Origin of the sequence: Rhodoferax sp. U11-2br (assembly GCF_018619435.1) — a bacterium.
Lineage (GTDB): Bacteria > Pseudomonadota > Gammaproteobacteria > Burkholderiales > Burkholderiaceae_C > Rhodoferax.
The window spans coordinates 64,404-86,976 of sequence record NZ_JAHFZF010000019.1 but is presented as its reverse complement, the minus strand read 5'-3'; the positions used below and the strand labels follow the sequence as shown (position 1 = coordinate 86,976).

The 22,573-nt window shown below is 62.2% G+C and carries 22 protein-coding genes; 10 read left to right on the top strand and 12 right to left on the bottom strand.

The features are described from left to right. Positions 1–52: 52 nt before the first annotated feature. Both KKO72_RS13325 and KKO72_RS13320 read left to right on the top strand, forming a co-directional pair. The gene (locus tag KKO72_RS13325; RefSeq protein WP_214939082.1) at positions 53–1,318 is read left to right on the top strand and encodes a triacylglycerol lipase; all 1,266 of its coding nucleotides are present in this window, start codon (positions 53–55) and stop codon (positions 1,316–1,318) included. Positions 1,319–1,350: 32 nt separating this feature from the next. After that, positions 1,351–1,983, top strand: a complete 633-nt coding sequence (locus KKO72_RS13320; RefSeq protein WP_214939079.1) for a copper homeostasis protein CutC — start codon at positions 1,351–1,353, stop codon at positions 1,981–1,983. Between the two features lie 39 nt (positions 1,984–2,022). Here the strand turns inward: KKO72_RS13320 and nagB are convergent, their stop codons facing one another. Both nagB and nagA read right to left on the bottom strand, forming a co-directional pair. Further along, complete coding sequence (nagB, locus tag KKO72_RS13315) at positions 2,023–2,793, bottom strand: glucosamine-6-phosphate deaminase (protein ID WP_214939076.1); 771 nt, start codon at positions 2,791–2,793, stop codon at positions 2,023–2,025. Positions 2,794–2,806: 13 nt separating this feature from the next. Then, a complete protein-coding gene (gene nagA / locus KKO72_RS13310; RefSeq protein ID WP_214939073.1) occupies positions 2,807–3,925 on the bottom strand; it encodes an N-acetylglucosamine-6-phosphate deacetylase in 1,119 nt (372 codons plus the stop codon). A 275-nt stretch (positions 3,926–4,200) separates the two neighbouring features. On the opposite strand from nagA, the gene ptsP reads away from it, so the two are divergent. From ptsP to KKO72_RS13285, 5 genes are all read left to right on the top strand, one after another. Beyond that, positions 4,201–6,762, top strand: coding sequence for a phosphoenolpyruvate--protein phosphotransferase (gene ptsP, locus KKO72_RS13305; RefSeq protein ID WP_214939070.1), 2,562 nt, complete (start codon positions 4,201–4,203; stop codon positions 6,760–6,762). A 65-nt stretch (positions 6,763–6,827) separates the two neighbouring features. Further along, positions 6,828–8,324, top strand: a complete 1,497-nt coding sequence (nagE, locus tag KKO72_RS13300; RefSeq protein ID WP_214939067.1) for an N-acetylglucosamine-specific PTS transporter subunit IIBC — start codon at positions 6,828–6,830, stop codon at positions 8,322–8,324. Between the two features lie 256 nt (positions 8,325–8,580). After that, positions 8,581–9,360, top strand: a complete 780-nt coding sequence (locus tag KKO72_RS13295; RefSeq protein ID WP_214939064.1) for a GntR family transcriptional regulator — start codon at positions 8,581–8,583, stop codon at positions 9,358–9,360. Between the two features lie 107 nt (positions 9,361–9,467). Beyond that, on the top strand, positions 9,468–9,956 hold the full coding sequence (locus tag KKO72_RS13290) for a nuclear transport factor 2 family protein (RefSeq protein WP_214939061.1): 489 nt from the start codon (positions 9,468–9,470) through the stop codon (positions 9,954–9,956). A 37-nt stretch (positions 9,957–9,993) separates the two neighbouring features. Further along, positions 9,994–10,716, top strand: coding sequence for an SDR family NAD(P)-dependent oxidoreductase (locus KKO72_RS13285; protein WP_214939058.1), 723 nt, complete (start codon positions 9,994–9,996; stop codon positions 10,714–10,716). A gap of 50 nt (positions 10,717–10,766) precedes the next feature. Here the strand turns inward: KKO72_RS13285 and KKO72_RS13280 are convergent, their stop codons facing one another. The 9 genes from KKO72_RS13280 to argS form a co-directional block, all read right to left on the bottom strand. Beyond that, positions 10,767–11,570 (bottom strand): YecA family protein, encoded by an 804-nt coding sequence (locus KKO72_RS13280; protein WP_214939055.1) that lies wholly within the window; start codon positions 11,568–11,570, stop codon positions 10,767–10,769. A 57-nt stretch (positions 11,571–11,627) separates the two neighbouring features. Continuing rightward, positions 11,628–12,092 carry a putative toxin-antitoxin system toxin component, PIN family gene (locus tag KKO72_RS13275; RefSeq protein ID WP_214939052.1) on the bottom strand — a complete coding sequence of 155 codons (465 nt, stop codon included), beginning with the start codon at positions 12,090–12,092 and terminating at the stop codon, positions 11,628–11,630. Continuing rightward, entirely contained in the window at positions 12,089–13,465 is a 1,377-nt protein-coding gene (locus KKO72_RS13270; protein WP_214939049.1) for a class I SAM-dependent RNA methyltransferase, read from the bottom strand. Before KKO72_RS13270 ends, KKO72_RS13275 begins: the two co-directional genes overlap by 4 nt. An 84-nt stretch (positions 13,466–13,549) precedes the next feature. Further along, the gene (gene rpoN / locus KKO72_RS13265; protein WP_214939046.1) at positions 13,550–15,148 is read right to left on the bottom strand and encodes an RNA polymerase factor sigma-54; all 1,599 of its coding nucleotides are present in this window, start codon (positions 15,146–15,148) and stop codon (positions 13,550–13,552) included. A 138-nt stretch (positions 15,149–15,286) separates the two neighbouring features. Next, positions 15,287–16,093, bottom strand: coding sequence for an LPS export ABC transporter ATP-binding protein (lptB, locus tag KKO72_RS13260; RefSeq protein ID WP_214939099.1), 807 nt, complete (start codon positions 16,091–16,093; stop codon positions 15,287–15,289). A gap of 11 nt (positions 16,094–16,104) precedes the next feature. Continuing rightward, complete coding sequence (gene lptA / locus KKO72_RS13255) at positions 16,105–16,734, bottom strand: lipopolysaccharide transport periplasmic protein LptA (protein WP_214939043.1); 630 nt, start codon at positions 16,732–16,734, stop codon at positions 16,105–16,107. A gap of 104 nt (positions 16,735–16,838) precedes the next feature. Next, positions 16,839–17,489 (bottom strand): thiol:disulfide interchange protein DsbA/DsbL, encoded by a 651-nt coding sequence (locus KKO72_RS13250; protein ID WP_214939040.1) that lies wholly within the window; start codon positions 17,487–17,489, stop codon positions 16,839–16,841. A 55-nt stretch (positions 17,490–17,544) separates the two neighbouring features. Then, the gene (locus KKO72_RS13245) at positions 17,545–18,165 is read right to left on the bottom strand and encodes an SPOR domain-containing protein (protein WP_214939035.1); all 621 of its coding nucleotides are present in this window, start codon (positions 18,163–18,165) and stop codon (positions 17,545–17,547) included. A gap of 33 nt (positions 18,166–18,198) precedes the next feature. Further along, on the bottom strand, positions 18,199–19,896 hold the full coding sequence (gene argS, locus KKO72_RS13240; protein ID WP_214939032.1) for an arginine--tRNA ligase: 1,698 nt from the start codon (positions 19,894–19,896) through the stop codon (positions 18,199–18,201). A gap of 141 nt (positions 19,897–20,037) precedes the next feature. Between argS and KKO72_RS13235 the strand changes: the two genes are divergently transcribed. Then, complete coding sequence (locus KKO72_RS13235) at positions 20,038–20,346, top strand: PsiF family protein (RefSeq protein WP_214939029.1); 309 nt, start codon at positions 20,038–20,040, stop codon at positions 20,344–20,346. 21 nt (positions 20,347–20,367) lie between these two features. Here KKO72_RS13235 and KKO72_RS13230 read toward each other — a convergent pair whose 3' ends face one another. Then, the gene (locus tag KKO72_RS13230) at positions 20,368–21,063 is read right to left on the bottom strand and encodes a dienelactone hydrolase family protein (protein ID WP_214939026.1); all 696 of its coding nucleotides are present in this window, start codon (positions 21,061–21,063) and stop codon (positions 20,368–20,370) included. 79 nt (positions 21,064–21,142) lie between these two features. On the opposite strand from KKO72_RS13230, the gene KKO72_RS13225 reads away from it, so the two are divergent. Together KKO72_RS13225 and KKO72_RS13220 are read left to right on the top strand one after the other, a co-directional pair. Beyond that, positions 21,143–21,889 carry an SDR family oxidoreductase gene (locus KKO72_RS13225; protein WP_214939023.1) on the top strand — a complete coding sequence of 249 codons (747 nt, stop codon included), beginning with the start codon at positions 21,143–21,145 and terminating at the stop codon, positions 21,887–21,889. 33 nt (positions 21,890–21,922) lie between these two features. Continuing rightward, positions 21,923–22,543 (top strand): MarC family protein, encoded by a 621-nt coding sequence (locus KKO72_RS13220; RefSeq protein ID WP_078364501.1) that lies wholly within the window; start codon positions 21,923–21,925, stop codon positions 22,541–22,543. Positions 22,544–22,573: the final 30 nt, after the last annotated feature.

The window sequence follows — 22,573 nt, the reverse complement described above, 5'->3', positions numbered from 1 at the left end:
CCCCTGGTATCCCCGCCCTAATCAAGCGCCCCAGCCTTTGCCACAATGGCACATGAGCACCGCACGCCCCGCCAACAAACCCAGGCATGTGCGCGCATCTGATTTGCGTGCGGCGGCGTTGCTGGCCACGCAGGCTACCCATGCCATTGCGGGCATCACCGAGGGGGTGCACCAGTCGGTCTGGCGCACGCTGGGCGCATCCCATGGGGCAACACCTGCGCACACCAGCGGCCTGACCGGGCTGGTGTACCAGGGCATCCACGGCGTCACCGCACTCATCGGGCGCGGACTGGCCAGCGCCCTGACGCGCCTGGAGCCGCTGCTGCAGGGGGTGGAGGACCAAAGTGACGAGTCGCCCGAACGCCTTGCGGTGATCGCAGCCCTCAATGGGGTGATGGGTGACCGCCTGGCCGCCAGCAACAACCCGCTGGCACTGCCGATGACGCTGCGTTTACCAGAGCAATCTACCCAGCCTATACAAGGGCTAGAGGCCGATTTGGCGTCGAATCTGCCGCCCACCAACGCAGAACCCAAGCTGCTGCTGGTGATCCACGGCCTGTGTATGAACGACCTGCAGTGGACCACCCAGCGCCAGGGCCACCCGGTCAACCATGCCAGCGGCCTGTCCAGCGCGCTGGGCTACACCCCGGTGTACTTGCGTTACAACAGCGGCCTGCATGTGTCACAAAACGGCCATGCACTGGCCCAGCAGTTGGAAGCGCTGGTGGTGCGCTGGCCCACGGCACTGAGCCAGATCACCGTGCTGGCACACAGCATGGGCGGGCTGCTGATCCGCAGTGCGCTGTTTTATGCGAGCCAGGCCGGACTGACATGGCCCGAACGGGTCAAAAGCATCGTGTTCCTGGGCACACCCCACCACGGCGCGCCGCTGGAGCGCGCGGGCAACTGGGTCGATGAGCTGCTGGGCAGCACACCCTACAGCCGCCCGTTTGCCAAGTTGGGCCAGCTGCGCAGTGCAGGCGTGACCGACCTGCGCTACGGCCACCTGCTGGATGTGGACTGGCAGGGCCATGACCGCTTTCGCCGCCAACCCGACAGCCGCCAGCCAGTGCCGCTGCCCGAACGCATCGCCTGTTATGCGGTGGCGGCCACCACCGCCGCCAAACGCGGCAGCCTGGCGGACCGCCTGCTGGGCGACGGCTTGGTGCCGCTGCCCAGCGCGCTTGGCCAACATGCCGACCCGGCGCGTTGCCTGGTGTTTGCGCCGTCACACCAGATGGTGCTGTACAACACCCACCACATGCAGTTGCTCAGCAACCCGCTGGTGGCACGGCAGTTGTTGTTATGGCTGGCGTGAACCCGTCATTTACAAACAAGAACCAAACAAGCATGGCAACGCATCTTCCTTCTCTGCTCTTTGAAGCCTGTGTCGAATCGTTCGAGGCGGCACAGACCGCCCAACAGCGGGGCGCGCACCGTATCGAGTTGTGCTCGGCATTGGATCAAGACGGCCTGACGCCGTCGCACGAGTTGGTGCAGCGCTGTGTGCAGGGCCTGTCGATTCCGGTGGTGGCCATGATCCGCCCGCGTGGTGGCGATTTTGTGTACACCGAGGCGGAGCTTGATCAGATGGAACGCGACATCAAAAGCTGCCAACAAGCCGGTGTGGCTGGCGTCGTTTTCGGACTTTTGACCGAGGACGGCCACATCGACATGCACAACACTGAGCGCCTGGTTCGCGTAGCAGCGCCGCTGGCCGTGACCTTTCACAAGGCCATTGACTATTCAACGGACATACAGGCGTCGTTCAAGCAACTCAACACCATCCACGGCATCACCCGCGTGTTGACATCTGGCGGGCAAACAACGGCCTGGGAGGGGCGCGACGCGCTCAAGGCCATGCAGATGCAACCGGGGCGGCGAATTGAGATCGTCGCGGCCGGCAAACTGTTACCGGCCAACCGGCGCCAGTTGGCCAACTACACCGGCGTGACAGAGTTGCACGGCAAAAACATCGTGTGATTTTTCGATTTGGAGACGGAATAGTCCGCCTTGACGCCGTCACAGATGCTGCCAATCCGGCTTGTTGTCGTAGACCCAGCGGTAGTACTCGGCCCGCTTTAATTGGGCTGCGGCTTCGGCGTCGAGGCAGACCTTGGCGTCCGGGTGCATCTGCAGGATGGAGGCCGGGTTGATGGTTGTGATCGGCCCTTCCACCGCTTCGGCAATGGCCCGCGCCTTGTTGTTACCGAAGGCCAGCATCAGGTTTTGCCGCGCCTCCATGATGGTGCCAATGCCCATCGTGATGACGTGGCCCGGCACATCGGCCTCGCTGCCAAAGAAGCGGGCATTGTCTTTGCGGGTTTGCGGTGTCAGGGTCTTGATGCGTGTGCGCGAGGCCAGTGACGATGTGGGTTCGTTGAAGCCGATGTGGCCGTCGGTACCAATCCCCAATATCTGCAGGTCGATGCCACCCGCATCGCGGATGCGCTGCTCGTAGGCCGCACAGCAACCAGGAATGTCACTCGCGTTGCCGTCCGGGATGTTCACGTTTTCTTTGGGAATGTTGATGTGCCGGAACAGGTTCTCCCACATGAAGCTGTGGTACGACTGCGGGTGGTCTTGTGGCAGGCCGATGTATTCGTCCAGGTTGAAGGTGGTCACACGGCGCCAGTCGAGTTTCATGTCAATCAGCGCGCGGTACAACAGCAGCGGTGTGCTGCCCGTGGCCAGCCCGAGAACCGCGTTGGGTTTTTCCCGCAGCAGGCGGGCAACGATGCGCGCGGCAACGCTGGTTGCGGCTTCGGGGGTGGCTTGGATGATGATTTCCATCGACTATTCCTATTCAGTGAGATGCGGGCGAGCGCTCGATGGGTTCGCCTTCAACAAAGACCTGGGTGAGTTGCAGTTCGGGCGACATCACAACAATGTCAGCGTAGGCGCCTGGCAGCAGACGCCCGCGTTCGGTTTCGCCAAGATAGTCCGCAGGATGGGTGGAGACATGGCGCGCCGCTTCATGCGCGGGGATACCGATCGACACCAGGTTGCGGAAGGCCTGATCCATGGTCAGCACGCTGCCGGCCAATGTGCCATCGGCCAAGCGCACACCGCCCAGGCACTTGGTCACGCACTGCGAGCCAAGGTGGTACTCACCATCGGGCATGCCCGCGCCAGAGGTTGAATCGGTCACACAATACAGCTTGGGAATCGCCCGGCGCGCGGCGCGGATGGCGCCTGGGTGCACATGTAACAAGTCGGGGATGATCTCGGCAAACTCGGCATGTGCCAGTGCGGCGCCCACCATGCCCGGTTTGCGGTGGTGAAACTCGCTCATGGCATTGAACAGGTGCGTGAAGCCACCTGCGCCAGCGTCAAGCGCAGCCACACCCTCTTCGTAACTGCCGTTGCTGTGGCCGATTTGCGCAATGATGCCGGCAATCTTCAGCTGACGGATGAAGTCGAGGTGCCCCGAGATTTCGGGCGCCAGGGTCAGCACACGAATTCTGGCCAGCGCGTGTAAGGCGCTGAGCTCTTCGATCGTGCCGGTACGTGCTTCGCTGGGTTGTGCCCCCAGTCGGCTGGCATTGATGAACGGTCCCTCCAGGTGAACACCAAGAATACGCGCGGTACCGGGAGCGCGTTGGCGCATCGCCCGACCAACATCGGTGAGTGCCTGTTCGATGCTGTCACGCGGCGCGGTCATCGTTGTTGCCAGCAAGCTGGTGGTGCCGTGGCGGGCATGCAAACGCGCCACCGTCTCAACAGCACCGTGTCCGTCCATCACGTCGGCACCGCCGCCGCCGTGCACATGCAGATCGATGAATCCGGGCAGGATCAGGGCCTCGTCCTGTGGCGGAGCTGCGACGTTTTCCCCGGTGATGGTCGCGATGCGCTCATCGAAGGTGAGCGTGCCGCGAACCCAGCCGTCAGGCGTCAGGATGCAGCCGGTGAGAGATGTCGACATGAAAGTGGGTTCCTCATTCAGATAATGCCACTATAGAACCACAATGGCACCAGGTCAAGTAGCCAGAACCGTAACCGCCATGCACCTCACAGGTCGCAGTCAACTTCAATACACTTGTTTTCAAAGATAAATAAGCAATTACCAACAATACAAACTGTTGACAGCCAGATTTAACTGGTACTACACTGGTTTTAATATCAACACATGTCGGCGTGTGTGCCGTGCCCGAGCCCCGCTGTTCGGCGATGGTGTCTGGAGATTTCTTGGAGACTTTGATGGGCTTCCCGCAACTGAATTTGTTGGCGTTTACCAGTGGTCGTGTTGTCGCGATAGAGAACGTTCCCGACCCGGTGTTTGCTGGTCGCATGATGGGCGACGGCTTGGCCATTGACCCGGCACACGGTGCTGGGCAAGGTGTGCTGAGCGCACCTTGCGCCGGACGCATCGTGCAACTGCATTCGTCGCGGCACGCCTGCTTTCTGGAGGCAGACAACGGCGCACGGGTTCTGCTGCACATCGGTGTGGACACCGTGCTGCTCAAGGGTGAAGGCTTTGTCACACGTGTTGTGCAGGGTGACGTGGTGCGGGCCGGCCAGACCTTGATCGAGTTCGACATCGACCTGCTCAAGCGCCAGAACAAACCAGCGATGGTGATCCTCGTGGTTGAGAACGGCGACGACTTTCACATCACCTCGCGTACCAGCAGCAGCAACGTATCGACAGGCGATCCACTTCTGACCCTGGTTGCCACCAACACAGATACCGCCTTGCCGGTCAGTGCTCCGGTTGATACCGGTGACGTTGAAACGGCCAATGGCTGGGCTGTGGTGCGCCATGGAGGCGGTTTGCATGCGCGCCCGTGTGCACTGCTGGCCAATGCACTGAAACCCTTTGCGGCTGCGGTCGAGGTGCGTGTGCGCGGCGCCAGCGCCAATGCGCGCAGCGCAACGGCGATGATGGGCTTATCGGTTGCTGAGGGTGAGGAAGTGGAGCTGCGCGCCACCGGCCACCAGGCGGGTGATGCCATCGAGGCGGCCATCACGGCGCTCGAAACGGTCAGCGTAGCAGCATCCGTGGCTCCGACACACACAACGTCCATCCAATCAAGCGCAAGAACAGACCTGCCACCGACCCAGTTCGCCGGTGTGATTGCCTCGCCGGGGCTGGCCATGGGACTGACCGCTCGTTTTGAACATGCGATTCGTGCCGTCAAGGAACAGGGTGACGGCGAGATCGTTGAACAGCGCGCTCTGGCCGCAGCGCTGCAAGCGCTTGGGGGTGAACTGGCGACTGCCGTCGCCGATGCCGAGCAGCGCCAGCTTGTCGAGCAAGCCGAGATTTTTGCCGCCCACCGCGTCCTGGTCGAGGACCCCGAATTGCTGGCTGCGTCCAACACGCTGATCGCCGCCGGCAAAAGCGCCGCTTTTGCCTGGCAGGCAGCCATAGAAACCCAGTGCCAGATCCTGATGGCAACCAACAGCCCCCTGCTCGCCGGGCGGGCCAGCGACCTGCGCGACATCGAGCGCCAGGTGCTGCGCAAGCTGGCCGGTGACGATGGGGCCGCGCCGGTGTTTGCCCGGGATGCCGTGGTGCTGGCCGACGATCTTTTGCCCTCAGACTTCACCGCGCTGGAACAAGCCGGGGTGGCAGCCATCGTCACGGCGCAGGGCGGGCCAACCTCACATGTGGCCATACTTGCCCGTGCCCGGGGCATTCCCACGCTGGTCGCCACCGGGCCACGCCTGGCGGGTGTGCCCGCAGGCGTCCAGGTGATTGTGGATGCCAACAACGGCCTGCTCGACACCGCGCCGAACCCCGAGCGCCTTGCCACCGCGCTGACAGAGATCGGCCAACGCCAGAAAGTACAAGCCCAGATGTTGGCCTGTGCCCACGAACCAGCCGTCACCATCGACGGCGTCCGTATTGAAATTGCCGCAAACATCGCAACAGCCACCGACGCGGCCAAAGCCGTGACACTCGGCGCCGAGTCCGTCGGCCTGCTGCGTACCGAGTTGTTGTTCCTGGATCGCCAGACCGCACCCACGCAGGACGAACAGCGCGCCGCTTACCAGGCGGTGATCGACGCGCTGGAGGGGCGCAGCGCCATCATTCGCACATTGGATGTGGGTGCCGACAAATCCTTGCCCTACATCCCGATGCCGCAGGAAGACAACCCGGCTCTTGGCCAGCGCGGCATCCGTCTGTCCCTGGCGCGTGAAGCGCTGCTCACCGAACAATTACGCGCGATCCTGACCGTGCAGCCGCGCTCGGCCGTGAAGATCATGCTGCCGATGGTGACCGACCTGGCTGAACTCGTGGCAACACGTGTTGTGCTGGATCGCCTGGCAGCGGAGATGGGTATCTCCGAGCGTGTTGAGCTCGGCGTGATGATCGAGACACCAGCCGCCGCCGTGCTTGCTGATCAACTGGCGCAGGAAGCGGATTTTTTCTCGGTCGGCAGCAACGATCTGACGCAGTACGCCTTGTGTATGGACCGCACCAACCCGGCACTGGCCGCGCGTGTGGATGCCCTGCACCCGTCCGTGTTGCGACTGTTGGCGCTCGCAGCCCAAGGGGCTGCCGGCAGTGGCCGGTGGCTGGGCGTATGCGGCGCGATGGCGTCAGACCCGATGGCCGTGCCCTTGCTGATCGGGCTCGGCGCCACAGAGCTCTCCGTGAGCCCCGCAGTGATTCCAGAGATCAAGTCCGTGGTGCGCAAACTGAATCTGGCCGAGTGCCAGTCGGTCGCGCAGGCGGTGTTGCAACTGACATCCGCCGAGGCCATCCGCGCGTATGTGAGACAGGTTTGGCCGTGGTTGGATGCTGCCAAGGCATGACTGCCGGGCAGTGAGGTAAGTCGGTGGTGAGTCGTTGTTTCGTCAATTTCTGAGAAGGAATCAAAATGAGTGTTCTAGGGTACATGCAACGCATTGGGCGGGCGCTGATGGTGCCGGTGGCAGTATTGCCAGCGGCGGCGATCATGATGGGTATCGGCTACTGGCTGGATCCGAACGGCTGGGGGTCGGATAGCGCCGTCGCCGCATTTCTGATCCAGGCGGGTGCGGCGATCATCGACAAGATGGCGATTCTCTTCGCCATCGGCGTCGCTTACGGCATGTCCAAGGACAAGGACGGCGCGGCCGCGTTGGCCGGGCTGGTGGGGTATCTGGTGGTGACGACGCTGCTCAAGCCCAGTGTTGTCGCGCAGATCCAGTCGATCCCGCTGGAACAGGTTCCGGTCGCCTTCAAGAAGATCGAGAACCAGTTCATCGGCATCCTCTGCGGCGTGATTGCTGCCGAGTTGTACAACCGGTTCAGCGGCGTCGAACTGAACAAGGCACTCGCCTTCTTCTCTGGACGCCGACTGGTACCGATCATCACCTCTGTCGTGATGATCTTCGTCTCGTTCGCGCTGATGGCGATCTGGCCAGCCATTTACGGCGGCTTGGTGCATTTTGGTGAATCCGTCGTCAGCCTCGGCTCCTTCGGTGCCGGGATCTATGGTTTCTTCAACCGCCTGCTGATTCCAGTCGGTCTGCACCACGCGCTCAACAGCGTGTTCTGGTTCGACGTCGCTGGCATCAACGACATCCCGAACTTCCTGGCTGGCGCCAAGGGTCTGGCTGAAGGCAAGTCCGTCCTGGGCGTGACCGGCATGTACCAAGCCGGCTTCTTCCCGATCATGATGTTCGGCCTGCCGGGTGCCGGACTGGCGATCTACCACGCCGCCAAGCCTGAGAACAAGGTGCGTGTCGCCTCGCTGATGATGGCCGCCGGTTTTGCCTCCTTCTTCACCGGCGTGACCGAACCGATCGAGTTTGCCTTCATGTTCGTGGCCCCCTTGCTGTACGTGATGCATGCCTTGCTGACCGGTATTTCGGTTTTCATCGCCGCACAGATGCACTGGATGGCCGGTTTTGGTTTCAGCGCGGGCCTGGTCGACATGGTGCTGTCCGCACGCAACCCGCTGGCGATCAACTGGTACATGCTGATTCTGCAGGGCTTGGTGTTCTTCGCCCTCTACTACTTCTCTTTCTCTTTCGTGATCCGCAAGATGCACCTGAAGACACCAGGCCGTGAAGACGACACCGAAACCCCGGCGCAAGAGGTCAAACCGCTGGCACCCGCTCCCGCTCCCGCCCCCGCTTCCAGCGGCAGCGAGGTCGACCATCTTGCCCAGGCCTACCTGAGCCTGATCGGTGGTGCAGCCAACGTCACCAACATCGATGCCTGTATCAGCCGCCTGCGTCTGACGCTCAAAGACACCTCCAAAGTGGACGAAGCCGCCGCCCGGCGCGCCGGTGCCAGCGGCGTTATCCGGCTCAACAGCGAGAGCGTCCAGATCATCATCGGGCCCAAAGCTGAACTGGTCGCCTCAGCCATGCAAAAGCTGGTGTAAGCCTAAGCTGCAAACCCGTCGTTCCGGGCTTGGGGCGACGTGGCAGCTTTCGACAACTGGTATCACCCCGTTGTCCGTGCCAAGCAGGGGCCAGGATGCTCTCTTCCAGCCCTTTTACCAATGACTTGACGCACTCTCTCAGGCGCGCACGGCGAGGCGCTGGTGTGGCAGTGGTATTATGGTCAGCCTCTACGCCAACGCGTTTTCCGTGTCGAGCTTCTGGGGCCCCTTCAAACATACGACCAGTGCGACTGATATGGCCGAAACAAGCCTTGCTTCCGACAGTTCTCATGCCGAACCCATCGATTCGCTGGTCGCCGAGATCAGCCTCGACTCAGCCGCGTCTTCTCACCTGTACCTGCAGGTCCGCAACGGGCTGGCGCGCCTGATCCGCGAGCGCCGCTTCAGCGTGGACGATGCGCTCCCCTCAGAGCGTGTGCTGGCTGATCGGCTGGGCATTTCACGCGTCACGGCGCGCAAGGCCATTGCCGCGCTGGTTGACGAGGGCTTGATTGTGTCTCGCCACGGCTCGGGCAATTACATCGCACCGATGCTTGAGCAGCCGCTAACGCGCCTGACCAACTTCACCGAAGAACTCAAGCAGCGCGGGTTTGTGCCGCGTTCGCGCTGGATAAGGCGCGTCATCAACGCCGCTATGAGTGAAGAAATGGTGGCACTCGGACTGTCGCCCGGCGCGCGTGTGGCGCGGCTGGAGCGTGTGCGTCTTGCCGACGAAACCCCGATGGCCTACGAGGCCAGCGCCTTGCCAGTTTCAGTTGTGCCAGACCCCGAGGCCGTCGAGGACTCGCTGTATGCCTACCTCTCGGCGCGCGACTCGGTGCCGGTGCGCGCCCTGCAGCACATCCGCGCCGCCAACGCGACGGCACGGCAGGCCGAACTCCTCTCGATCCCGCTCGGACAGGCGCTGTTGTTCATCACTCGGGTTGGCTACCTCGACGACGGGCGTGCGGTCGAAATCACCCACACCTGGTGCCGCAGCGACTACTACGATTTTGTCGTTGAACTGAGGCGCTGATCGGCACCCAAGCCAGCGCGAGGACGCGTGTGGCTCAAAAATGATTGTCTCGTGCAGCCAGTTCAAGAGACACTCTCACTGCTTGAACATCAAAACGCAGCCCCACCATGCACACTTCGACCGACACCCTGACGCGCTTTTACACCGCTTTTGCCGCCCTGGACGCTGACGCCATGGGCAGCTGTTACAGCCTAAACGCCACGTTTGACGACCCGGTGTTTTCGCTCAAAGGGCAGCATGAGATTGCGGGCATGTGGCACATGTTGTGCGCTGCTGCCAGCGGCCAAGGGCGACAGGACTGGCGGCTGGACTTCAGCCAGTTGCAGGCCGATGCCCACACCGGCCGTGCACATTGGGAGGCGCACTACCGCTTCAGCGTTAGCCAACGGCTGGTGCACAACATTGTGGAGGCAGACTTCACGTTCACTCCCGAAGGGCTGATAAACAGTCACCGTGATGCCTTTGACTTCTGGCGCTGGTCACGCCAGGCTTTGGGCCTGGGTGGCTGGGTGCTGGGCTGGGCGCCGTTTTTCCAGCGCCAAGTCAGCCAGCAGGCCAGCGCCAATCTGGCGCGTTACCTGGCAAAAAACCACTGAATCTCAGGCGCGGCCAGATGACATTTTTTATAGCAGCATGACCAATACCAACAAGGGCTACCGCGCACTTTCTTTGGTCATCGGTGCCAGCGGCGGCATTGGTTCTGCGCTGCTGGCGCAGTTGCAGGTCGACCCGCGTTATGCGCTGGTGCTGGGTCTGTCCCGCCGCAGCAGCCCGGCGCTGGACTTGCTGGATGAAGCCAGCATCGCCGCCGCCGCCAGCCACGTCAAAGCCCTGATACACGACCAGTCGTTGACCCTGGCACTGGTGGTGGACGCCACCGGCATGCTGCACACCGCGACCCACCAGCCCGAGAAAAGCTGGGCGCAGCTGGATGCCACACAGATGGCGCAGGCCTTTGCGGTGAATGCCATTGGCCCTGCGCTGTTGATGAAGCACTTTTTACCGCTGCTGCCAGCCCAGGGGCCCGCGTGTTTTGCCACGCTGTCGGCCAAGGTGGGCAGCATTGGAGACAACCGGCTGGGTGGCTGGTACAGCTACCGTGCCAGCAAGGCCGCGCTGAACCAGTTGGTGCATACCGCAGCGATTGAGCTGCGCCGCCGTGCGCCACAGGCCTTCTGTGTGGCGCTGCACCCGGGCACGGTGCACAGCGCCCTGTCGCAACCCTTTGCCAAGACCGGACTCACGGTGCGCCAGCCCGAGGTGGCCGCCGCCGAGTTGCTAGCCACCCTGGCAAAGCTGACGCCGCAAGACTCCGGCGGATTTTTCAGCTACGACGGCGAAGTATTGTCCTGGTAAGCCAGAGCCCTTTGGGATAAAGGGCGAGTAGCTACCAAATCAAGAGTGACTTAGGTAGCGCCGCAGCACTTCTTGTACTTCTTGCCGCTGCCGCAGGAACAGACATCGTTGCGGCCGGGCGTTTCCTCACGGCGCACGGTCTCGACACGCGGGCCAAACTGGCGCCAGACTTCGCGCAGGTCGTAGACCGCCCACAAGGCGTCGGCAAAGTCGTTGAGGCGCTGCTCGCTCATGGTGGGTTCGCCGTCTTCCTCAAACGCGCCCACGGTGGCTTCGCCGGTGTCGTCTTCGGTCAAGGTGACGATGCATTCGAGCGCGGCGTCGAGCACCTTGGCGGCCTCGCGGTCACGCGGTGCTGCCCACTCCTCGGGCCAGTTCTCCACCGCGTACATGAAACCGATGGCCCAGATCTGGCCAAAGGACGGGATCGGTGCGTCACCCATCTCGGCGCGCTGCTCGGGGCTCAGTGCGGCAATCGCGCCGCGCAGGTCCATCACCTCGGGCTGGTAGGCACGCTCATCGTCCAGAGCTTCGATTGGGATGTTGAGTGCGGTGGCGACCTCGTTCCAGCGCCGGGTCCAGAGTTCCATGAAGCGTTCAAACTGGGCGGTGTCGGCAAACACCGAGGTGCCGCAGGCGCCTTCGGGTTCAATACCGAGCAGCACCGGCAGGTATTCGGAGGGCAAGATGACCCGGCGGCAGCAGATCAGCGCGGCCAGGAAACCTTCACAAAACTCCCACTGCGGGATTTCGTCGTCGCGGGTGCGCAGATCGTCCAGGATGGTGTCGAGTTCGTCAAACTGTTCAACGGACAGGGCGGCTTCGGGCGCGGTGGTTGGGGTGTCAGAGGTCATGATGGGAAAGGGAGGGGGAAAAAGCAGCCCGCATTGTCCGCCGGGCCGGTGCGGGCGTCAAACAGCTATCAGTTTTAGAGCTGTTGACACAGATACATCAAGGGCGATGAGCCGTTTTTTCATACAGAGCACGGCTTTGTCCTTGCTCAGCAGCACAGCCCGGTGTGCCACCGCCAGGTCGATGAACTTCTGGTCGTCCGGGTCTTTGCAGACAGCGCTGGCACGCGGTGCCACGGGGGCGATCTGTGCCAGGGCGTCAAAACTGGCCAGCACCTCGGTCGCGCTGATGTGGTGGTGTTGCAGGCTTTTGACAATGTAGGGGTAGGTCAGCACCCGCGCCAGTTCGTCGCGCATGGGGGCGGTGGCGATCCATTGCAGGCGCTTGTCGGCCAACTCGGCCTTGAGCGTGAGGGTGCCCGGGTCCTGGAACAGCAGCAGGTCGAGCACGATGTTGGTGTCCAGCACCACCGGCGCGGCTGCTGGGCCAGGCTGGATCGGTTGGGGTTCAGCGCCTTGACTCACGCTGCGGGCTTGGGGCTGCGCTCACGCGCGGAGCCGGCCACCATGTCAAAGCGGAACAAACGACACTCGATCGGGCCATTCCACATCGGCACGCGGCGGGATTCTTTCAGGCGCATCTTGCTGGGCAGTTTGAGGTCGGGCGTGAGCATCCAGGCGGTCCAGCCCGAGTAGTTTTTCTTCCAGTGGGTGGCGAGCTGGCTGAAGAACTCACCGCCGTTCTCGGTTTGCGGTAGTTCACGGGCGCCAAAACGGCCCTGCTGTACATCACCACCCTCGTCTGTGCCACTATCGTCCTCGTAGCTATCAACCCTATCGTTATAAGGGCCAGAGGCCTGTTTGGCATGTAAAGGGGCGCGCTCCATACGGCCACTGCGGGCCACACCCGCCACCTCGATCCGTTCACCATAGGGCGGGTTCAGCAGCATCACACCACCACCGGCCTGGCTCACCTCCATCGGCGGCATCCGTTGTAATGCGTCCCCGCCCCGGAACTCGATCACCTGGGCGACACCGGCGCGCTCGGCATTGCGCTGGGCAAAGTCGACCATGCGGTGCGCGACATCGCTGCCAAACAGCAGGGGCTTTTGGCCGGCGTCGGGCATCACCACAGCGTCTGAGGCCTCTTGTTTCATGGCCTCCCAGTCGGCCTTGCGGAACGGCAGGTATTTCTCGAAAGCAAAACGGCGCTGGCCACCGGCGGGCATGTTGCAGGCCATTTGCGCGGCTTCGATCAGAATCGTGCCGCTGCCGCAGCAGGGGTCGTACAGCGGCTGCAGGTCACCCTCACCGTCGAGCCAGCCGCTGGCGGCAATCATCGCTGCGGCCAGGGTTTCTTTCAAAGGCGCGTCGCCTTTGTCGACACGCCAGCCGCGTTTGAACAGCGGCTCACCCGAGGTGTCGATGTAGAGCGAACAACTGTCGGTGGTCAGGTGGGCGTAGATACGCACATCGGGCCACTGGGTGTTGACGTCTGGGCGCACGCCGTTGGCCACCGTGCGAAAACGGTCACAGACGGCGTCCTTGACCTTGAGCGCGGCAAAGTTCAGGCTATTTAAAGGGCTGTGCTGGGCGGTGATCTCAACCTTGATGGATTCACGCGGGGTGAACCAGCGCTCCCAGGTGACTTCGCTGGCGGCGCGGTACAGGTCCTGCTCAGAGCGGTACTCGGTGTAACTCAGCAACACCAGCACGCGCTGCGCCAGGCGGCTGTAGAGGTTGAGCAGCATGGCGTGGGCAAAGCCGGTGCGCACCGCCACCCCACCACGCTGTTTGGTGATGCAGCCGGGTGGCAGTTCGGTGATGCGCAAGACCTCGGTGGCCAGGTAGTCTTCGACGCCAGCGGCGCAGGGCAGGAACAGTTGGAGTTGGTTCATAGGTATTCTTTCCTCAGGGTCGTCGAGGGGATGGCTTCACGCCCCATGCCGCCCCGAGGGCACAGCAGGGTGGCGCCAAAAATGTCACAGCTCCTTGCGCAGCGAGGCCGGGGCGATGCGCAGACCTTCGCGGTATTTGGCCACGGTGCGGCGGGCGCATTCGATGCCCTGCTCTTTGAGCATGTCGGAGATCTGGTTGTCGGACAGCGGCTTTTTGGGGCTTTCGGCGGCGACAAATTGTTTGATCAGCGCACGCACCGCGGTGCTGGAGGCGTTGCCACCGGATTCGGTGCCCAGGCCCGAGCCAAAGAAGTATTTGAGCTCGAAGGTGCCGTAAGGCGTGGCCATGTATTTGGCGGTGGTGACGCGGCTGATGGTGGACTCATGCAGGCCGAGTTCATCGGCAATTTCGCGCAGCACCAGCGGGCGCATGGCCAGCTCGCCGTGGATGAAAAAACTTTTTTGCCGCTCCACAATCGCGGTGGACACACGCAAGATGGTGTCGAAACGCTGCTGGATGTTTTTGATGAACCAGCGGGCCTCTTGTAGCCGCTGTTGCAAGGCCAGAGCGCTCGACGCCTCGCTGCCACCGGCCTTGTGGCCTTTGAGGGCGTTGGCGTAGATGTCATGCACACGCAGGCGCGGCATCACCTCGGGGTTCAGGCGCACGCTGAAGTTGGCGTTGCCACCATTGCCCACCTTGACCACCAGCACGTCGGGCACCACCACATTGCGTTCCACATCCACAAAACGCCGCCCGGGTTTGGGCTCGAGTCGGCTGATCAGGGTGATGGCCGCGCGCACGGCGGCGTCGCTGGCGCCACACAGCGGCATCAGGTGTTTGATGTCACGCCGCGCCAGCAGGTCCATCGGCTGGCGGCAGATGGCCAGCGCGACCTTGATCACGTCGGGGTCGAACTCGTCGCTGAGATCGGTGTTGCGCTGCAGGGCTTGCAGCTGCAGACTCAGGCATTCAGCCAGGCCACGGGCACCCACCCCGGTCGGCTCGAGGCTTTGCAGCAGGCTCAAAGCCACGGTGAAGTGGTGCACCAGTTGCTCGAGCTGCTCAGAGTCGTCCTCACCGGCCAGGCCACGCGCCAGCTCATCGAGCGGGTCGTCAAGGTAACCGTCGTCGTTGAGCGACTCGATCAGGAAACGCAGCGCGGCACTGTCCTCAGCCCCCAGGCGCAGCGCCAGCGCCTGGCGGTGCAAAAAGCTCTGCAGCGACTCCTGGTTGCGAGCCAGCTCGGTGGCATCCATCTCGTCGTCACCGCTGAGGTTGTTGCCACGTGCGGCGGCCTCACCACCCCACTCACCGTCATCGGGCGCCATGCTGACGGTGCCATCGCCATCCCAGCTCGGGATGTCGTCAGACGACACGCCGACTTCTTCATGGTCATTTTCGGCCTTGACCCTTGTTTTGTCAGGGTACTCTGCTGCTGAATAAGTAGCAACTTCGGCCTCACGGTCCGCCGGACTGACCGGTGCGTCGGCCTGCGCCAGACCAAAGGACTCACGCTCGGCCTCTTCGACATTGCGGTCCAGAAACGGGTTTTCGTCGAGCATCTGGTCGACTTCCTGGCTCAGCTCCTGGGTCGAGAGCTGCAGCAGGCGAATCGATTGCTGCAACTGCGGTGTGAGCGCCAGATGCTGCGAGACGCGTAAGGACAGGCCTTGTTTCATGACTGATCAGGGGGCATGTTTTGGCGCCGGGCCGCCCCAAGCCTTCTGAACCGCTTGGCGGTCAGCCCCGGCAGGAAAAATGCGGCCCCCCCGGGGGGCAGCGTATGACACAGAGTGACAAGCGTGGGGGTCATAGCTTCACATGCGGAAGTGTTCACCGAGGTACACCCGGCGGACATCGGCGTCGTTGACGATGTCGGCGGGGGTGCCCTGCGCCAGCACGGTGCCGTCGCTGATGATGTAGGCGTGGTCACAAATGCCCAGGGTTTCGCGCACATTGTGGTCGGTGATCAACACCCCGATGCCCCGGTTTTTGAGGAAACTGATGATGCGTTGGATCTCGATCACCGCAATCGGGTCGATCCCGGCAAAGGGTTCATCCAGCAGGATAAAACGCGGGTTGGTGGCCAGCGCCCGGGCAATTTCCACGCGGCGGCGTTCACCACCAGAGAGTGACAGGGCGCTGGACTGGCGCAAATGGTCGACCCGCAGGTCCTGCAGCAGCGCGGTCAGGCGTTTTTCGATCTCGTCCTCACGCAGCCCCTTGCCGTGCTCATCGAACTGCAACTCCAGCACCGCACGCACGTTGTCCTCCACATTGAGGCGGCGGAAAATCGACGCCTCCTGCGGCAGGTAACCCAGGCCAAGGCGCGCACGCCGGTGGATCGGCATGTGTTCGACCGACTGACCGTCGATGGTGATGTCACCACCGCTGGCGCGCACAAGACCCACAATCATGTAGAACGAGGTGGTCTTGCCCGCACCATTGGGGCCCAGCAAGCCCACCACCTCACCTTTGCGCACCGCCAGCGACACATCCTTGACCACCTTGCGGCTGCCGTAAGACTTTTGCAGGTGGTGGGCTTGCAGGCAGCTGTCGTTTTCACCCGTGTCCGAGAAACGATGTCGGTCACCGGCACGCGTCGCTGGCACAGCAGGGGCCATGTCCAAGGGTGTCATGGCTTGCTGCCACCCAGGGTGTTTGTGTCGCGCAAAGGCGTGGACGCAGGGGCCTTGCCCGGCGCATTGTCCGGGGTTGGCGTCAGCATCGCCTTGACCCGGCCTGCGGGTGCGCCAGGCTGGCCGGTGCTGCTGTTTTTGCCAGCGGCAGGTGCGCCATCCAGCGTGAACACGCTGGTGACGTTGTTGTAGACGATCAGGCCACCGTTGAACTCGTCGGCCAGGGTGGCCCCCCGATAACGACGCAACTGGGCTTTGGAAATGAACTTGACGGTGTCCAGGCGACCGTCGTAGTCGATGGTTTCGCCCTCGCCTTCGATGAACTCATCCACCCCCTCGCGCTTCTGGCGGAAAAACGCCAGTTTGCCGGGCTCGGCGGTGACGACACCGTATTGGAAACCGTCCGGGTCTTGCCGCACATCGAGCCGGGCGCCGCGAATCAGAATGGTGCCCTTGGTCAGGACCACCTTGCCGGTGAACACACTGACCTGCCGTGCGTCGTCATAACGCAAAGCGTCAGACTCCACATTCATGGGTTTGTCCTTGTCCGCCTTTTCACCCCAGGCGACAGGAGCCACCAGGACCAAAAGGACCGAGACCAGGCGCGACAAAAGGAAGTTGTTCATAAAGGCACGAATCTTGCATGTTTATGCATGCATTGTAGCGACCTTGCTGCCCATTCCCATCGGCCCGCAACGAAGCCTGATGTAGCGCCCGACAAGCGCCAGACTCAACGTCCCGCGCGGACCTCGGCCACCAGGAAATCCACCACCTGCAGCGCCCGGTCCATGGCTTTGGTCATGGCACCGTCGGTGTAAAAACGCCCGGCCACACCGAGCGCAGGCACACCTTCGACCTCGTAGGCATTCATCAGTTGGCTGGCCCGGCGCGCCTTGGCCACCGTGGTGAAGGAATTGAAGTGACTGGTAAACAGTGCCTTGTCCACCCCTTGTTTGGCCATCCAGTCGGTGATGGCCGCTTCCGTTGACAGGTTTTGCCGCTCCACATGGATGGCGGCAAACACGCGCTCGTGCAATTTGGTGGTCAGATCCATCGCCTCCAGGGCGTAAAAAAGCCGCTGTTGTGGCAGGTAGCTGTCTTGGAACGCCACCGGCACACGCTTGAACACCACATCTTTGGGCAGCCGTTGGGCCCAGCCGTTGAGCACCGGCTCAAACGCGTTGCAGTGTGGGCAGCTGTACCAGAAAAATTCGATCACCTCGATCTTGCCAGCCGGGGCGTCCACCGGCGCGGGCTTGCGCAGCTTGGCATAGTCGGTGCCCGCCTGGGGCACTTTGGCCTGGGCCAACAACGGGGTGGTGGTCAGGGCGGCGCCGGCCAGGGTGGCAGCGGCACAAAAATCGCGTCTTTTGAGGGGCATGGGCTTCGTTCCTTGTAACAGTGACGCAGTCAGAGCAACACACGTCCCAAAAAGTTCAACGCGTCGCGCGCACCATGGCGGCCTCCAGCCCGGTGGCCTCCAGCTTGGTTTTGGCGGCTTCGGCTTCGTCACGACGCTCATACGGCCCCATCCGCACCCGGTAGACGGTGCGCCCGGCTTGTTCACGCTCGCTGACCTTGGTCTCCAGTCCGGCCAGTGACAGCTTGGCGCGTTGGCTTTCGGCGTCCTCCTGGGTACGGAAAGCGCCGACCTGGACAAAATACACAAAAGGATCAGCGGCAACCGCCCCGGACACCGCGCCTTTGGCGGCCGCTTTGGCCTTGACCAGATCACCCAGGGGGTCAGCGGTGACCGCAGGCTTGATCTCCGTCTTGGCAGCTTCTGGCTCGGATGCGGCTGGCTTGGCTGGCACTGCCTCAATCTGCTCAGCCGAAGCCGGGCGAGCCGGGTTCTTGCCATACAGCGGGGCGTTCGGGTCCCAGTCCTTGTTTTTCTGCTGCTCGACCGCGTCCTGGTCAGCTGGGCGATTCATGCCTTTGTCCAGGAACGGGACCGGCACCTTGGTGACATACACCGCCACCGCCAGCGCCACGCCCAGCCCCACCACCAGGCCCAGCACAAACCCCAAGAATGTTCCGCCGCGTTGTTGTTTCATGTTTCGCCTTCGCTACCTGTTGTTATTGCGTGATCACATTTTGCGCGGGGCAGCCACACCCAGCACCGCCAGGCCGTTGTGCAGCACCTGCGCGGTGGCCGCCACCAAGGCCAGCCGCGCCAACTTGACAGCTTCGTCGTCCACTAAGATGCGCTCGGCGTCATAGTAGCTGTGGTAACAGGCGGCCAATTCACGCAGGTAGAAGGTCACATCGTGTGGGGCAAAACCGCTGGCGGCGTCACTGAGCATGGCAGGGTATTTGGCCAGCAACAGCATCAACGCCTGGGCCTGCGGGCTGTCCAGCGGGCTCAGATCCACACCGGCCAGGGTGCTCTCGTCACCGCCCCAACCTGCGAGCACGGAGCAAATGCGTGCATGGGCGTACTGAACGTAATACACCGGGTTGTCGTTGTTCTTGGCCACGGCCAGATCAACATCAAAGGTGTATTCGGTGTCGGGCTTGCGGCTCAGCAGGAAAAAGCGCACTGCGTCCTTGCTGGTCCACTCGATCAGATCGCGCAAGGTCACATAACTGCCAGCGCGTTTGCTGATCTTGACCTCTTCACCGCCCTTGACCACACGCACCATGGTGTGCAACACGTAGTCCGGGTAACCCTGGGGAATGCCCACATCCGCCGCCTGCAGCCCGGCGCGCACCCGGGCAATCGTGCCGTGGTGGTCGGTGCCCTGGATGTTGATCACCTTGGTGTAACCACGTTCCCACTTGGCGATGTGGTAGGCCACATCGGGCACAAAGTAGGTGTAGCTGCCGTCTTTCTTGCGCATGACGCGGTCTTTGTCGTCGCCGTAGTCGGTGCTTTTGAGCCACAAGGCGCCGTCTTGCTCATAGGTCTTGCCGTTGGCCACCAGTTTGTTGACCGTGGACTCAACCCGGCCACTGGTGTACAGGCTGGACTCCAGGTAGTACTCGTCAAACTTGAGGTTGAAAGCCTGCAGGTCCTTGTCCTGCTCGTTGCGCAGGTAGGCCACGGCAAACTGGCGGATGGAGTCGAGGTCATCCACATCCCCGCTAGCGGTAAACGTGCGGTCGTCGGCCTGGACGGTTTTCTTGGCGAGGAAGTCGTTGGCGATGTCCTGGATGTAGTCGCCGTTGTAGAAGGCCTTGCTGGCGGGGTTGTCGGGGTCGGTCGGCCAGCAGTCGTCACCGGGTTTGAAACCTTTGGCGCGCAGCTGGGTGCTGTTGGCCAGGGTCTGGATTTGGACACCGGCGTCGTTGTAATAGAACTCGCGGTGCACCTGGTAGCCCTGGGTGGTGAACAGGTTGCAGATGGCATCCCCCAGCGCGGCCTGGCGGCCATGTCCCACATGCAACGGGCCGGTCGGGTTGGCCGAGACAAACTCGACCAACAAACGTTGACCATTGGCGACCTGAGTGCCGTAGCTTTGGGTCTGCGCCAGTACCTCACGCACCACCTGCTGTTTGGCGGCAGGTTTGAGCTTGATGTTGATGAAGCCCGGACCGGCAATCTCCAGTGCCTCAACCCAGGTCTGGTAGGGCGGCGTGGCCCGCAGGCTGGTACACAGGGTTTCTGCCAACTGGCGCGGGTTGAGTTTGAGGGGTTTGGCCAGTTGCATCGCGGCGGTGGTGGCCAGGTCACCATGTGCCGCCACTTTGGGTGACTCAAACGCGGCACGCGCGCCCGCACCGGGCAAAAGATCTTCCAGCGCTTGGCGCAGGGCTTCAAGGAGTTCGGTTTTGACAGTCAGCATGGGCCGATTTTAGGCGGCAGGCCAGGCCCCCTCTTCCTTGACGCGTGGACCACACCGGGTGACTCACACCTTGGTTGTTTTGGACAAGCTTATGTGGTCGAATCGCCCACGGTCATTTCCGCAACAAAGAAAGGTGTTCCGATGAAAACAGTATTGGCAATTCTGGGTTTGGGCTTGGCGCTGTCCCTGGGTTCGGTACAAGCCCAAACCGCGCAGCAAAGCAAGATGGCAAGCTGCAACAAAGAAGCCGGTGACAAGGCCCTCAAAGGCGATGAGCGCAAGGCCTTCATGAAAGATTGCCTGGGCGCCAAACCCGCCGCAGCCAGCAGCGACAAAAAAACAGCGCAGCAGGAGAAGATGAAAACCTGCAACAAGGAAGCCGGCGACAAAGCCCTCAAAGGGGATGAGCGCAAAGCCTTCATGAAGGAGTGCCTGAGCAACAAGGGCTGAGCCCGTTTCAGACGCGAGACCTCACTGGCGCAGGGATTGCTCTAAAAAAGAGAGTGTTCTCTCCAACGCCAACGAGGCCGCAGGGGCGTTATAAGCAGATCGGCAGTCACAATTGAAACCGTGGCTGGCGTTGTACAGATGCAGCGCCACCTCGGGGTGCGCCAGCCGAAAGGCTTCGACACCTTGCAGCGGAATCGATGCGTCGTGCTCTGCAAAATGTGCCAGCACCGGCACTTTAGGGCGCCTGGCGATCTCGACCGGCTGTGTCATGCCACCGCCGTAATACGGCACCGCAGCCGTGATGTGGACCAGCGCACAAGCTGCGCGCCAAGCCAACAAACCACCCCAGCAATACCCGACCACTGCGACCTTGCCCGAGGGCAGCTGGCGAGCCGCATGGTCTACCGTGGCCTGGATGTCGGCCAACACACCGGGCGCGGGAAGCCCTTCGACCTGAGCCTTCAAGGCCACACCCGCAGCGATATCCTCGGGTGAATAACCCATGTCCACACCCTGCCGAACCCGGTGAAAGGTCGACGGCGCCAGCGCCAGATAACCCTGCGCTGCAAAGCCGTCGGTCACTGAACGGATATGGCGGTTGACACCAAAAATCTCCTGCAACACCACCACGGCGCCGCGCACCGGATCCGTTGGTGTGGCCTGGTACACCGGAAACTGAAAACCGTCGGCAGCGGTCAACTCAAGCAAAGACGTCATGGGCGTTCTCCGATCCAGGCAAACGGCCATTTTCCATGTTTTGCCAAAACGCGCCCAGCAAACCGAATACGATGGCTGCATGCAAAAAATACTCTTGATCACGGGTGGCTCACGCGGCATTGGCGCAGCCACCGCGCTGCTGGCGGCACAACACGGTTTTGCTGTGGCCGTCAACTACACCAGAGACGCCAACGCAGCCAACGCGGTGGTGCATCAGATTCAAACCAGCGGCGGCACCGCCATCGCGGTGCAGGCTGATGTGGCCCAAGAAAACCAAGTGGTCGCCATGTTTGAGCAAGTAGATGCCAAGCTCGGGCGACTGACGGCGCTGGTGAACAACGCCGGCGTGGTGGACGTGGCCAGCCGGGTCGACAGCATCACGGTGCAGCGCCTGCGCCGCATGTTTAACACCAATGTGCTGGGCAGTTTTGTGTGCGCCCGCGAGGCCATCCAACGCATGAGCACACGTTTTGGCGGCAGCGGCGGCGCCATCGTGAATGTCTCCAGCATCGCCGCCAGTCTGGGCAGTGCTGGTCAGTATGTGGATTACGCGGCCAGCAAAGGGGCCATCGACAGCTTCACCATCGGGTTGGCCCGAGAACTGGCGCAGGAGGGTATACGGGTCAATGCGGTGCGCCCCGGCATCATCGACACCCACATTCACGCCTCAGGCGGCCAACCCGAGCGCGCCCACCAGCTGGCATCCACGGTGCCGATGCAGCGTCCAGGCACGGCGCAGGAAATAGCCCAGTCCATTGTCTGGCTGCTCTCGGATGCTTCCAGTTACACCACCGGCGCTTTGCTCGATGTGGCCGGTGGACGTTAAGCACTTATTCAAAACCCGCAATACCCACACGCCATGGATTTCAAACCCCTCGTCACCCTGCTGGCCATCGTCAACCCGCTGGCCATCGTGCCGTTTTTCATCCACTACACCCAGAACTTTGACGACGAGCAACGTCGACGCACAGTCCTGATTTCTGCCTTCAGCTGTTTTGTGGTAATTGCCGTCAGTGCACTGATGGGCCTGCAGATTCTGAAGTTTTTTGGCATCTCGCTGGCCAGCTTTCAGGTCGGCGGGGGCATGTTGTTGCTGACCTCCTCGCTGGCCATGCTCAACGCGCAACCGGCCGAGGCCAAATCCAATGCCGAGGAAATGCATGACGCCGCTGCCCGCGCCAGCATTGCCGTGGTGCCGCTGACGATTCCGCTGCTGACCGGCCCGGCCACCATGTCCACCGTGGTGATTTATGCCGACAAGGCCAAGACGGTGCTGCAACTCACCACGCTGGTGGGCTACGGCGTGGTGGTGGCCTTGGCCACCGCGCTATGTTTTTCTCTGGCAAAACCGATTGCCCGAAGGCTGGGCAAGACCGGCATCAATGTCATGACCCGGCTGATGGGCCTGATTCTGGCGGCACTGGCGGTGGAGGTGATGTCTGACGGCCTGGTGAAACTGTTTCCCATATTAGGAAAATGATCCAGGGGCAGCAAGCCCTTCACACACGGC

Excerpts from the sequence above, each read along its gene's own strand:
- KKO72_RS13325 (WP_214939082.1), top strand. The coding sequence starts at position 53 with ATGAGCACCGCACGCCCCGCCAACAAACCCAGGCATGTGCGCGCATCT.
- KKO72_RS13320 (WP_214939079.1), top strand. The coding sequence starts at position 1,351 with ATGGCAACGCATCTTCCTTCTCTGCTCTTTGAAGCCTGTGTCGAATCG.
- nagB (WP_214939076.1), bottom strand. The coding sequence starts at position 2,793 with ATGGAAATCATCATCCAAGCCACCCCCGAAGCCGCAACCAGCGTTGCC.
- nagA (WP_214939073.1), bottom strand. The coding sequence starts at position 3,925 with ATGTCGACATCTCTCACCGGCTGCATCCTGACGCCTGACGGCTGGGTT.
- ptsP (WP_214939070.1), top strand. The coding sequence starts at position 4,201 with ATGGGCTTCCCGCAACTGAATTTGTTGGCGTTTACCAGTGGTCGTGTT.
- nagE (WP_214939067.1), top strand. The coding sequence starts at position 6,828 with ATGAGTGTTCTAGGGTACATGCAACGCATTGGGCGGGCGCTGATGGTG.
- KKO72_RS13295 (WP_214939064.1), top strand. The coding sequence starts at position 8,581 with ATGGCCGAAACAAGCCTTGCTTCCGACAGTTCTCATGCCGAACCCATC.
- KKO72_RS13290 (WP_214939061.1), top strand. The coding sequence starts at position 9,468 with ATGCACACTTCGACCGACACCCTGACGCGCTTTTACACCGCTTTTGCC.
- KKO72_RS13285 (WP_214939058.1), top strand. The coding sequence starts at position 9,994 with ATGACCAATACCAACAAGGGCTACCGCGCACTTTCTTTGGTCATCGGT.
- KKO72_RS13280 (WP_214939055.1), bottom strand. The coding sequence starts at position 11,570 with ATGACCTCTGACACCCCAACCACCGCGCCCGAAGCCGCCCTGTCCGTT.
- KKO72_RS13270 (WP_214939049.1), bottom strand. The coding sequence starts at position 13,465 with ATGAACCAACTCCAACTGTTCCTGCCCTGCGCCGCTGGCGTCGAAGAC.
- rpoN (WP_214939046.1), bottom strand. The coding sequence starts at position 15,148 with ATGAAACAAGGCCTGTCCTTACGCGTCTCGCAGCATCTGGCGCTCACA.
- lptB (WP_214939099.1), bottom strand. The coding sequence starts at position 16,093 with ATGGCCCCTGCTGTGCCAGCGACGCGTGCCGGTGACCGACATCGTTTC.
- lptA (WP_214939043.1), bottom strand. The coding sequence starts at position 16,734 with ATGAACAACTTCCTTTTGTCGCGCCTGGTCTCGGTCCTTTTGGTCCTG.
- KKO72_RS13250 (WP_214939040.1), bottom strand. The coding sequence starts at position 17,489 with ATGCCCCTCAAAAGACGCGATTTTTGTGCCGCTGCCACCCTGGCCGGC.
- KKO72_RS13245 (WP_214939035.1), bottom strand. The coding sequence starts at position 18,165 with ATGAAACAACAACGCGGCGGAACATTCTTGGGGTTTGTGCTGGGCCTG.
- argS (WP_214939032.1), bottom strand. The coding sequence starts at position 19,896 with ATGCTGACTGTCAAAACCGAACTCCTTGAAGCCCTGCGCCAAGCGCTG.
- KKO72_RS13235 (WP_214939029.1), top strand. The coding sequence starts at position 20,038 with ATGAAAACAGTATTGGCAATTCTGGGTTTGGGCTTGGCGCTGTCCCTG.
- KKO72_RS13230 (WP_214939026.1), bottom strand. The coding sequence starts at position 21,063 with ATGACGTCTTTGCTTGAGTTGACCGCTGCCGACGGTTTTCAGTTTCCG.
- KKO72_RS13225 (WP_214939023.1), top strand. The coding sequence starts at position 21,143 with ATGCAAAAAATACTCTTGATCACGGGTGGCTCACGCGGCATTGGCGCA.
- KKO72_RS13220 (WP_078364501.1), top strand. The coding sequence starts at position 21,923 with ATGGATTTCAAACCCCTCGTCACCCTGCTGGCCATCGTCAACCCGCTG.